Consider the following 11,806-nt stretch of genomic DNA (forward strand, 5'->3'; position numbering starts at 1 on the left):
CGCTCGCAGCCTCCCCATGACCGTCTCCGCTTCGTCCGGCGCGCCCGTGCAGATCCGCCGCGCCCTGCTGTCCGTTTCCGACAAGACCGGCCTGCTCGACCTGGCCCGCGCGCTGGCCGCGCGCGGTGTCGAACTGCTGTCGACCGGCGGCACCGCGAAGGCGTTGCGCGAGGCAGGACTGGCGGTGCGCGACGTCAGCGACGTCACCGGCTTTCCCGAGATCATGGACGGACGCGTCAAGACGCTGCACCCCAAGGTCCATGGCGGCCTGCTGGGGCGCCGCGGCACCGACGATGCGGTGATGGCCGAGCACGGCATCGAGGCGATCGACCTGCTGGTGCTCAACCTCTATCCGTTCGAGCGCGTGGCCTACGCTGCAGACGCGAAGTTCGACGACATCATCGAGAACATCGACATCGGGGGCCCGGCGATGCTGCGCGCGGCCGCGAAGAACTTCGCGCACGTCGCGGTCGCGACCGACCCGGCGCAGTACGCCGCGCTGATCCAGGAGTTCGACACCCACGACGGCGCGCTGTCGGCCGCAACCCGGTTCGCGCTGTCGGTTGCCGCGTTCAACCGCGTCGCCCAGTACGATGCGCGCATCAGCGACGTGCTGTCGGCGATCGCCGAGCCTTCCGACGCCGGCGCGGCGCAACGCGCGCCGTTCGGCGGCCAGAGCAATGGCAACTTCGTCAAGGTCATGGACCTGCGTTACGGCGAGAATCCGCACCAGCAGGCGGCGTTCTACCGCGACCTGTACCCGGTGCCCGGCACGCTGGCGACCTTCACACAGTTGCAGGGCAAGGAGCTGTCGTACAACAACATCGCCGACGCCGACGCGGCGTGGGAATGCGTGCGCCAGTTCGAGGCGCCGGCCTGCGTGATCGTCAAGCACGCCAATCCCTGTGGCGTCGCCGTCGGCGCAGCCTGCGGTGATGCCTACGAACTGGCCTACGCGACCGATCCGACCTCGGCCTTCGGCGGCATCATCGCGTTCAACCGCACGCTCGATGCCGCGACCGCAAAGGTCATTCTCGACCGCCAGTTCGTCGAGGTGCTGATTGCGCCCGACTTTGATCCCGCCGCGCTCGACTACGCGACCAAGAAGGCCAACGTGCGCGTCCTGCGCATCCCGCACGGCGACGGCCGCAACAACGTCGACGTCAAGCGCGTGGGCTCGGGCCTGCTGATGCAGACGGCCGACGTGCGCGAAGTGAGCGTCGACGAGCTGAAGATCGTGACCAAGCGCGCGCCGACGCAGGCACAGCTCGGCGACCTGCTGTTCGCCTGGCGGGTGGCGAAGTTCGTCAAGTCCAACGCGATCGTCTATGCCAAGGACCACCGCACGATCGGCGTCGGCGCCGGCCAGATGAGCCGCGTGTACTCGGCGCGCATCGCCGGCATCAAGGCCGGCGACGCCGGTCTGGTGGTGCCCGGATCGGTGATGGCCTCCGATGCGTTCTTCCCGTTCCGCGACGGCATCGACGCCGCGGCCGAGGCCGGGATCCAGGCGGTGATCCAGCCCGGCGGCTCGATGCGCGACAACGAGGTGATCGCCGCGGCCGACGAGCACGACCTCGCGATGGTGTTTACCGGGGTGCGTCACTTCAGGCATTGATGCCAGCGAAGCTGGCATCAATGCCAAGGTTTGCTGCGCAAACCTCGGGCCCCGGCCAGCGGCGTCCACACCCCCATCCGCGCCGATGCCGCGGATCGCCCCCTGACTCAGGGGGCTGGCGTCGGCCTTGGGCATCCGTGCTCGACCGACCATTGATGCGACGCCGATGCCAGCGAAGCTGGCATCAATCCCAAGGTTTGCTGCGCAAACCTCGGGCCCCGGCCAGCGGCGTCCACACCCCCCTCCGCGCCGATGGCGCTGATCGCCCCCTGACTCAGGGGGCTGGCGTGTCTTCGCGCCGCAATCACTCCAGCCTGCCGGCAGGCGCGCTATCGTCGGCGCCAGCCCGCTCATGGAGGTTGCGATGGTCCGTGCGTCCTGGTGTCGCGTTGCCACGAAGATGGCTTGGCCGAGCGTGTTGGCGGCGCTGGCGTTGTCGGCCTGCGGGCAGGCGCAGCCACCGGCCGCCGCTGCGTTGCCGGCGACAACGGCCGAGGCGGTGGCCACACCTGCACCCAGGACGGCAAACGCGGACGACACGGCTGTCGAGCCAGGCGCGCCGGTCGGCCTGCCCGGCGGCTGGGTCCGCGACTACCTGGTGACCCAGTACGGCGACCTCGCGCAACTCGTGGGCACTTGGCCGGGGTTGCCGTTGGCTGACGAACTGGGCGACGACGCGGCCACACGCGAGGTCTGTGCCCGCGCAGCGATCGGCACCCACGATGCGCCGGCCGAGTTCGTCGCCGTCTGCGGCGTGCCCGACGATGCCGGCCACGCCACCACTGCGCGCATCGACCTCTTCGCGCTGCGCGCCGACGGCGCGCGCGCTGTGGCCGATGCACGCGCGCACCTGGTGGACTTCGGCAGCACCGGCGATGTCGCCGATGTCGATGTACGCCGCGTGGGGCCGCATCTGCATGGGTTCGTCATCGAAGACGGGTTCACCGCCCACGGGCTGACCATCGGCAACACCAGCCTCGTTCTGCCCGACGGCGACAGCTTCACGGTGGCCGCAAGTCTGCGCAGCAGCCTCGACAACCTCGGCGCGATGGCCGGATGCGCGGAGCGCGACGACTGCCCACCCGATACCGGCTACGACCTCACCTTCGAACTCGACGTCGACGCGCGCGACGCCGGCGTCGTCGCCTGGCCCTTGCGCGTGCGCGAATACGGCGAGGCCTGCGGCCGCCGCATCGACCGGACTTACACCGTGCCCTTCGATGCCGCGACGAACGCATGGCGCGTCCCGCCGGTGCTGCAACGCGACGGCTGCGCTTGACGCGATCGCGCGGTCAGCCGTCGTCGCGCACCGGTGCGACGGTCTTGCGGGCCGTCCAGATGCTGCGGTCGATGGTGTCGCCCAGTTCGGGAAAATCCGCCGCGTCCAGCCGCGGCGAGGCGTCGCCGGCGCGGAGCTTGCGGTCGTAGTCGCGCGTGAGCTTGATCGCCACGCCCGACAGCAGCACCACCGCCACCAGATTCACCGTCGCCATCAGCCCCATTGCCGCGTCCGCGGTGTCCCAGACGATGTCGAGCTTCGCGAAGGCGCCCCAGGCCACCATCGCCAGGCAACCGATGCGCAGCGCGAACAGGCCGGCGCGCCCCCCACGCAGGAACAGGACCGCGCTTTCGGCATAAGCGTAGTTGCCCAAGATCGAAGTAATGGCGAACAGCGACAACGCGACGGCGATGAACGTCGGCCCCCAACTGCCGAAATGCACCGCCATCGCCTGCTGGGTCAGCACCGCACCGTCCCCGCCGACCGGCAGGACACCCGACAGCAGGATCATCAACGCGGTGGCCGTGCAGATCAAAAGCGTGTCGATGAAGACGCCGAATGCCTGGATCAGGCCCTGGCTGGCGGGGTGATGCGGCACGGGCGTGGCGGACGCGGCGACATTGGGTGCGCTGCCCATGCCGGCCTCGTTGGAGAACAGTCCGCGCTTGACGCCGTTGAGCAACGCCACCGACAGGCCGCCGAGCATGCCGCCGGCCGCCTGGTCGAGGCCGAACGCGCTGCGCACGATCGTTGCCAGCATCGCGGGCACCTCGCCCAGGTGCGTAAGCACCACCCAACCGGCCAGCAGCAGATAGCCGCACGCCATCGCCGGCACCACCAGCTCGGCCATGCGCGCCACGCGCCGCAGGCCGCCGAAGATCACGGGCGCGGCCAGCACCACCAGCACGCCCGCGACCCACGCCGCATCCACGCCCCAGGCTTCCGACACCGCCTCGGAGATCGAGTTCGCCTGCACGGCGCTGAACACCAGGCCGAACGCCAGCACCAGACAGACCGAGAAGATCGCGCCCAGCCATGGCGCACGCAGGCCCTGCGCCATGTAGAAGGCCGGCCCACCGCGGTAGTGGCCGGCCGCATCGCGGCGCTTGTACAACTGCGCCAGCGCGCTCTCGGTGTAGGCGGTCGCCATGCCGAAGAACGCGACCAGCCACATCCAGAAGATCGCGCCCGGCCCGCCGATGCCCAGCGCGAGCGCCACGCCGACCAGGTTGCCGGTTCCCACGCGCGACGCGAGCGAGGTGCACAACGATTGCAGCGGCGAGATGCCGGCCGGGTCGTCCTCAGTGCCACGGTGCAGGTTGCGCAGCATCTGCGGGAAGCGTCGCAGTTGCACGAAGCCCAGGCGCAGGCTGAACCAGATGCCGACCAACGGCAGCACGCCGACCAGCAGATAGTTCCACAGCACGCCATTGACGGCGGCGACGATCGGCGAGAGACCGCGTTCGACCAGTTGGACCACATCCATCGTCGGTCTGGGCTCCTGTGCACGAAACCACCGAGCCTAGCATTGACGCCTGACGCCGCCCGTGGCGACGGGTGTCGCAACCCCGGACGCGCCGACAGCTCAGGCCGCAGGCCTTAGACTGGTGTTCCTTTGGGATATCCGGTCAGTTGCGCATGAAGAAGGTCCTCGTCATCGGTTCCGGCGGCCGCGAGCACGCCCTGGCCTGGAAGCTTGCACAGTCGCCCCAGGTCGGCGACGTGCTGGTCGCGCCGGGCAACGCAGGGACCGCGCGCGAGGCCGGCTGCCGCAACGTCGATGTCGCCGCAACCGATCTCGATGCCTTGCTGGCGCTGGCCCGCGACGAGGACGTGGCCTTCACCGTGGTCGGTCCCGAGGCGCCGCTGGTCGCCGGCGTCGTCGACCGCTTCCGGGCCGCGGGCCTGCGCATCTTCGGGCCGACCGCAGCCGCCGCGCAGCTGGAGGGCAGCAAGGCCTTCGCGAAGGATTTCCTGGCCCGCCACGGCATTCCGACCGCCGCCTATGCGGTGTTCACCGAAGCCGACACCGCGATCGAGTACGTGCGTCAGCACGGTGCGCCGATCGTCGTCAAGGCCGATGGCCTGGCCGCCGGCAAGGGCGTCATCGTCGCCGCCACGCTGGACGAAGCAGAGGCGGCGATCCACGACATGCTTTCGGGCAATGCCTTCGGCAGCGCCGGCGCGCGCGTGGTGATCGAGGAGTTCCTCGACGGCGAGGAAGCGAGCTTCATTTCGATGGTCGACGGCCTGACCGCGCTGCCAATGGCGACCAGCCAGGACCACAAGCGCGTGGGCGACGGCGACACCGGCCCCAACACCGGCGGCATGGGCGCCTATTCGCCGGCACCGGTGGTCACTCCGGAGGTGCACGCGCGGATCATGCGCGAAGTCGTCGAGCCGACGGTGCGCGGCATGGCCGCCGACGGCGCAACGTTCACCGGCTTCCTCTATGCCGGGCTGATGATCGACGCCAGCGGTGCGCCGAAGGTCATCGAATTCAACGTCCGTTTCGGCGACCCGGAAACCCAGCCGGTGATGATGCGGCTGACCTCGGATTTCGCCGCGCTCGTCGAGGCCGCGATCGATGGTGCGCTCGATGGCATGCAGGCGCACTGGGACCCGCGTCCGGCGCTGGGCGTGGTGATGGCCGCCGAACATTATCCCGACACGCCGCGCACCGGCGATGCGATCAATACCTGGGACACGCCGCCACTGCCCGATACCAAGGTCTTCCATGCCGGCACCCGGCTCGATGCGCACGGCCAGGCGGTGACCGCGGGTGGGCGCGTGCTGTGCGTCGTGGCGCTCGGTGATTCGGTGGCCGACGCCCAGCACCGGGCCTACGGCGAGATCGCCGGCATCTCCTGGCCGGGCGAATTCCATCGCAAGGACATCGGCTGGCGGGCGATCGAACGCGAGCGCGGCTGAGGCCGAACCGCGCCGCCCCGCACGACCGTCCCGCGTCCGCATGCCGTCCCCGATCAACGAGCGCCTGACCCGGTTGTGGGCCCACGAGAAGGCCAGCACTGCCCTGCGCGTGTCGATCGCGTTCGGCGGCGCGATGGCGCTGTGCTGGCATGACCAACAGCTGGCCGCGTTGCCGGCGGTGTTCCTGGGCATCATCGCCAGCGCGATGGCCGAGACCGACGACAACTGGCTCGGCCGGCTCAAGGCGGTGGTGCTGTCGCTGCTGTGCTTTGGCGCAGCGGCCGGCGCGGTCACGCTGCTGTTTCCGTACCCGCTGGCCTTCATCGCCTGCCTGGCCGCCACCACGTTCGCGCTGACCCTGCTCGGCGCACTGGGCGAACGCTACGCATCGATCGCCCAGGGCACGGTGGCGCTGATGCTGTATGCGGCGATCGGCATCGACCAGCATGGCGGCGGTCATGCCGATGCGGCCTGGCGCGACGCGGGGCCCCTGCTCGCCGGCGCCGCCTGGTACGGCGCACTGTCGATCCTGTGGACGATCCTGGTCGCCAATCGCCCGGTCCGCGAGCGCCTGGCCCGGCTGTTCGCCGAACTGGGCCGCTACCTGCAGCTGAAGGCGGCGCTGTTCGAACCGATCCGCGACCGCGACCTGCATGCACGCCGGCTCGCGCTGTCGGAGCAGAATGCGCGCGTGGTCGCCGCGCTGGAGGCCACCAAGAACGCGATCATCAGCCGTTTCGGCCGTTCCGGTCGCCCGGGCGTGCAATCGGGGCTGTACTTCCGTCTGTACTACATGGCGCAGGAATTCCACGAACGCGCCAGTTCGTCCCACTACCCCTACGAGGCGCTGGCCGAGGCGTTCTTCCACAGCGACGTGCTCTATCGCGGCCAACGGCTGCTCGAGCTCCAGGGCCGCGCCTGCCGCGCACTCGGCGAGGCGATCCGCCTGCGTCGCCCGTTCCAGTACGGCGCCGGCACGCGTCAGGCGATGATCGACCTGCGCCAGTCGCTCGACCATCTGCACGCACGCGGCGACGGCCGGCAGACCCGGCTGCTCGCCTCGCTCGAATCGCTGGTGCGCAACCTGCAGGCGATCGACCGCCGGCTGGCCGAGGACACCCTGTCGGATGCGCCACTGGAGGGCATGGATACGCGCCTGCGCGATGCCTCGCCGCACACCTTGCGCGAGATGGCCACGCGGCTGGCCCGGCAGCTGAGCCCGACCTCGGTGCTGTTCCGCCACGGCCTGCGCATCGCGATCGCGTTGTGCGCCGGTTACGCGGTCATGCACGCAATCGGCGCGCGCAACGGCTTCTGGATCCTGTTGACCATCGCCTTCGTCTGCAGGCCCAGCTTCGGTGCGACGCGCCGGCGCCTGGCGCAGCGCATCGCCGGCACCTTGATTGGCCTGGCCGCGACCTGGGCGTTGATGCAGTTGTTCGTCGGCGTGGAGGTCCAGTTGCTGCTGGCGCTGCTGGCCGCGGTGGTGTTCTTCGTCAGCCGCACAGACCGCTACGCGCTCGCGACCGCGGCGATCACGGTGATGGCCTTGCTGTGCTTCAATCTGATCGGCGACGGCTTCGTGCTGATCTGGCCGCGCCTGCTCGACACCCTGATCGGCTGCGCGATCGCCGCGGCCGCCTCGTTCCTGATCCTGCCCGACTGGCGGGGACGGCAACTGCACCTGGTCATGGCCGGGGTCGTCGATGCCCATGCGCGCTACCTGGGCCAAGTGCTGGAGCAGTATCGCAGCGGCATGCGCGACGACCTGCCCTACCGGGTCGCCCGGCGCGACATGCACAACGCCGAAGCGGCGTTGTCGGTGGCCTTGTCCAACCGCCTGCGCGAGCCGGGCCGCTACCGGCGCGACCTCGATGCGGCGTTCCGGTTTCTGGCGGTGTCCAACACCGTGCTCGGCTACCTGTCGGGGCTGGGCGCGCACCGCGGCGCGCTCGACGGCGAGGCCGACGATGCGATGTTCACGGCCGGCGCACGCCTGCAGAGCGCACTGGCCAACCTCGCGGCCGCGCTGTCAGCGCGCCGTGCGCCTCCGGCCGCCGACGCGGCCACGGAGGCTGCGTTGGCCGAGGCACTCGAGCGCGCCGGCGATGCCACGACCGATCCGCGGCGGCGGCTGCTGGGTACCCAATTGGCCTTGCTGCTGCGCCTGTTACCCGACCTGCGCGCGGCCGCGGAGGCCGCAAGCACGCCGGCCACTGCGCCCCAAGCCGTGGCTGACCGCTGAGGCGGCGGCGGGGCGGCCGCCGACCCGATGACGGCCGCCACGGCGCATGCCATCCTCCAGGCCGCTCCCACCAGGCCCACCGCATGATCCCAGGCAACGCCACGCTGACCATGTCCGTGCTGATGACCCCGGACATGGCGAACTTCTCCGGCAACGTGCACGGCGGCACGCTGCTCAAGTATCTCGACGAGGTGGCCTATGCCTGCGCCAGCCGCTATGCCGGACGCTACGTGGTGACGCTGTCGGTCGACCAGGTGACGTTCCGCGAACCGGTCCACGTCGGCGAGCTGGTGACATTCCTCGCCTCGGTCAACTACACCGGCCGCACGTCGATGGAAGTCGGCATCAAGATCATCGCCGAGAACATCCAGGCCCGCTCGGTCCGCCACACCAACAGTTGCTTCTTCACGATGGTCGCGGTCGATCCCGAGGGCCGCCCGGTGCCGGTCCCGGCGCGCGAGCCGGCCAACGCCGAAGAACGCCGGCGCCTCGAACAGGGCCGGCAGCGACGCCAGATCCGCCAGGAGCTCGAGCAACGCTACCGGGCGGTGCGCGGTACGAGCGATGCGCCCCCCTGAGCGCGTCGGCGCGCTGCACGCCATGACGCGCCCTGGTCGGACCGCAATGCCGACCTGCTAGGCTCCGCGCAGTCCGTCCAGGAGCCGCCATGTCAGGCCAGTCCCAGTTCGCCCTGCTGCGGCAGCGGCGCTTCCTGCCCTACTTCACGGTCCAGGCGCTCGGCGCGTTCAATGACAATGTCTACCGGCAGTCGGTGATCGCGCTGCTGTTCTTCCTCGGCGTGGGCACCGCGGAACGCACGCTCTACACCAACCTCGCCCCGGCGCTGTTCATCCTGCCCTACTTCCTGTTCTCGGCGATCGCCGGTCAGATCGCCGAGAAGCTCGAGAAGCAGACGCTGATCGTGATCACGACCGCGATGGAAATCGCGATCATGTCGCTCGCCGCAGTCGGCTTCCTGCTGCAGAGCATGCCGGTCCTGCTGGTCGCGCTATTTCTGACCGGCACCCAGTCGACCCTGTTCGGCCCGGTGAAGTACTCGATCCTGCCCTCGGTGCTGCGGCCCGAAGAGCTCACAGGCGGCAACGGCCTGGTCGAGATGGGCACGTCGATCTCGATCCTGGCCGGCATGATCTACGGCGGGCTGGTGTTCAAGCTCGCCGGCAGCTACGGGCCCGAAGCCGCAGCGGCGTCGGTGGTCGCGCTGGCGGTCGCCGGCAACCTGGTCGCGCGTCTGATCCCGAAGGTGGATGCGGGAGCGCCGACGCTGAAGGTCAATTGGAATCCGATCCCCGAATCGCGGGCGGTGATGCGCCTGGCCAGGCGCCAGTTGGCGGTGCGCAACGCGATCCTGGGCGTGTCCTGGTTCTGGTTCGTCGGCACGGTGCTGACCGCGCAGTTGCCGACCTACGCCGAGATCTATCTGGGCGGCGTGGTCAACGACACCGCGCTGTACATCTTCGCCCTTGCGTTGTTCTCGGTCGGCGTCGGCGCCGGCTCGCTGCTGTGCGAAAAGCTGTCCGGGCGCACTGTCGAGATCGGGCTGGTGCCGGTCGGCGCGTTCGGCATCAGCGCGATGCTGCTCGACCTGTACTGCGCCCGGCCCAGCCTGCCGCCGCAGACCGGCCTGACGATCGCGGCCTTCCTCGAAGGTCCCGGCGGCTGGCGCATCGTCGCCGACCTGGTCGGCGTGGGCCTGTTCACTGGCATCTTCGTCGTCCCGCTGTTCGCCCTGATCCAGAGCCGCACGCCGCGTTCGGAACTGTCGCGGGTGATCGCCGGGCTCAACATCCAGAACTCGCTGTTCATCGTCGCCGCGGCAGTGATCGGCGTGCTGGTGCAACGCGAATCGCTGTCGCTGGGCAACCTGACGCTGCCGCTGCCGGGCCTGACGGTGCCGCAGATGTTCCTGGGCCTGGCGATCGCCAACCTGATGGTCGCGATCTGGATCTTCACGATCGTGCCCGAGTTCCTGATGCGGCTGGTCAGCATGGTGCTGGTCCGCACGCTCTACCGGCTGCGCGAGCGCGGCGTCGATCCGGCGATTCCGGCCGACGGTCCGGCGCTGATCGTCTGCAACCACGTGAGCTACATGGATGCGCTGATCCTGTCGGCGGCGATCCCGCGGCCGGTGCGGTTCGTGATGGACCACCGCATCTTCGCCATCCCCGGGCTGCGCTGGATCTTTCGGCACGCCAAGGCAATCCCGATCGCCGGCGCCAAAGACGACCCGGCGCTGATGCAGCGCGCGTTCGACGCCATCGATGCCGCCCTGGCGGAAGGCGAGCTGGTCGGCATCTTCCCCGAGGGCCGGCTGACGAGCGATGGCGAGATCGCCGCATTCCGCACAGGCGTGGAGCGCATCCTGGCGCGTGCCCAGGCGCGCGGCCAACAGGTGCCGGTGGTCGCGCTGGCGCTGCGCGGCATGTGGACCAGCATGTGGAGCCGCCACCACGCGCACGCCCGCGGCCGCTTTGCCCGCATGCGCGTGCCGCGGCGTCTGCGCGCCCGCATCGAAGTCGTTGCCGCGCCGCGGATCGAGGCATCGGCCGATCTCACCGCCGCGGCGCTCGAGGCCGAGGTCCGGGCCCTGCGTGGCGATGCCGCCTGAGCGCGTCGCCCTCTGCCTGCCGATGCCCGGCTCAGGTACGCTTGCGTCCGTTCAGGTCCGCCTGCGCTGCAGGCCAGCCGTTTTGTCGGGAGTCGCACGCCAATCCAGCCACGCCCTCGACGTCAGCACCGAGCATGCTGCCGATGACACGACTCCGCCCCGGCGTCTACATCTCCACGACGCCGTTTCCACCTAGGCTGCACGCGCGGTCCCGAATCCGAGCAGTCCGTCACACCATCCCGCCTTTCTCCAGGAGAGCACCACCATGAGCACCATCCCGCCCCCGCCGCCGCCGAATCCGTACGACGCACCCGGCACCCCGCTGCCCGGCACGCCGATCGCCCCGGGCACGGTGCCCAACCACCTGGCCTGGTCGATCATCGCCACCGTGCTCTCGCTGTGCCTGTGCTGCATCGTCGGCACGATCCCGGGCATCGTCGCGATCGTGTTCTCGGCCAAGGTCAATACGCTGCTGGGCCAGGGCGATCTGGCAGGCGCACAGCGCGCGTCCAACACCGCCAAGACCTGGTGCTGGGTCACCACCGGCCTGTGCATCATCGGCCTGCTGTGGACGATCTACTCGCTGACGCTGGGCGGCGGCATGGAGCAGTACCAGATGATCTTCGACCAGATCCAGAGCGACATCTGATGTCCCACGTGCACGGCCAGCGCCCGCTGGCGCGCGTGCGCGCCGCCACCGTCGCCCTCGCGGGCGGCGGTCTGGCGGTGGCCGCGACCGGCGTCTGGCTGCTGCGCACGTTCGATCCCAATGCCCCGGGCAGCCCGTTCCCGCCGTGCATGTTCTACGCCGCGACCGGATGGGTCTGCCCCGGCTGCGGCCTGACCCGGTGCCTGCACGCGCTGGTCCATGGCGACCTGCCGCAGGCGTTCTCGATGAACCCGCTGTTGCTGGTGCTGCTCGCGCTCTCCCCACTCGCGCTCGCCTGGCGCCTGGGCTGGCGGCCCGCCTGGCTGCAGCCGGTCGCTGCGCGCTTGTCGACGGCCACGTTCTGGCTGGTGCTGCTGTCGGTCTACTGGGTCGCGCGCAACCTGCCGTGGCCGCCGTTCACCTGGCTTGCGCCCGGCGGACTCGGCTGACAGCCC

Annotated in this window: 9 protein-coding genes; 8 read left to right on the top strand and 1 reads right to left on the bottom strand. The window is 69.9% G+C overall.

The genetic code is table 11. From position 1 onward, the window contains the following. Window positions 1–16: 16 nt before the first annotated feature. Both purH and ABE505_RS02055 read left to right on the top strand, forming a co-directional pair. The gene (gene purH / locus ABE505_RS02050; RefSeq protein WP_346441760.1) at window positions 17–1,618 is read left to right on the top strand and encodes a bifunctional phosphoribosylaminoimidazolecarboxamide formyltransferase/IMP cyclohydrolase; all 1,602 of its coding nucleotides are present in this window, start codon (window positions 17–19) and stop codon (window positions 1,616–1,618) included. Window positions 1,619–2,018: 400 nt separating this feature from the next. After that, window positions 2,019–2,897: a hypothetical protein gene (locus ABE505_RS02055; protein WP_346441761.1), complete on the top strand. Its 879-nt coding sequence runs from the start codon at window positions 2,019–2,021 to the stop codon at window positions 2,895–2,897. 13 nt (window positions 2,898–2,910) lie between these two features. On the opposite strand, the gene ABE505_RS02060 is transcribed toward ABE505_RS02055, so the two are convergent. Continuing rightward, complete coding sequence (locus ABE505_RS02060; protein ID WP_346441762.1) at window positions 2,911–4,383, bottom strand: alanine/glycine:cation symporter family protein; 1,473 nt, start codon at window positions 4,381–4,383, stop codon at window positions 2,911–2,913. Between the two features lie 152 nt (window positions 4,384–4,535). On the opposite strand from ABE505_RS02060, the gene purD reads away from it, so the two are divergent. From purD to ABE505_RS02090, 6 genes are all read left to right on the top strand, one after another. Next, entirely contained in the window at window positions 4,536–5,828 is a 1,293-nt protein-coding gene (gene purD, locus ABE505_RS02065; RefSeq protein WP_346441763.1) for a phosphoribosylamine--glycine ligase, read from the top strand. A 40-nt stretch (window positions 5,829–5,868) separates the two neighbouring features. After that, complete coding sequence (yccS, locus tag ABE505_RS02070) at window positions 5,869–8,073, top strand: YccS family putative transporter (protein WP_346441764.1); 2,205 nt, start codon at window positions 5,869–5,871, stop codon at window positions 8,071–8,073. 83 nt (window positions 8,074–8,156) lie between these two features. After that, window positions 8,157–8,651: an acyl-CoA thioesterase gene (locus tag ABE505_RS02075; RefSeq protein WP_346441765.1), complete on the top strand. Its 495-nt coding sequence runs from the start codon at window positions 8,157–8,159 to the stop codon at window positions 8,649–8,651. Window positions 8,652–8,740: 89 nt separating this feature from the next. Continuing rightward, window positions 8,741–10,702 (top strand): MFS transporter, encoded by a 1,962-nt coding sequence (locus tag ABE505_RS02080; RefSeq protein ID WP_346441766.1) that lies wholly within the window; start codon window positions 8,741–8,743, stop codon window positions 10,700–10,702. A 265-nt stretch (window positions 10,703–10,967) separates the two neighbouring features. Next, complete coding sequence (locus ABE505_RS02085) at window positions 10,968–11,351, top strand: CD225/dispanin family protein (RefSeq protein ID WP_346441767.1); 384 nt, start codon at window positions 10,968–10,970, stop codon at window positions 11,349–11,351. Continuing rightward, window positions 11,351–11,800 (top strand): DUF2752 domain-containing protein, encoded by a 450-nt coding sequence (locus tag ABE505_RS02090; protein ID WP_183427746.1) that lies wholly within the window; start codon window positions 11,351–11,353, stop codon window positions 11,798–11,800. The genes ABE505_RS02085 and ABE505_RS02090 overlap by 1 nt, the downstream gene beginning before the upstream one ends. The last annotated feature ends 6 nt before the right edge of the window (window positions 11,801–11,806 follow it).

This window comes from Luteimonas sp. TWI382, assembly GCF_039674545.1.
Lineage (GTDB): Bacteria > Pseudomonadota > Gammaproteobacteria > Xanthomonadales > Xanthomonadaceae > Luteimonas.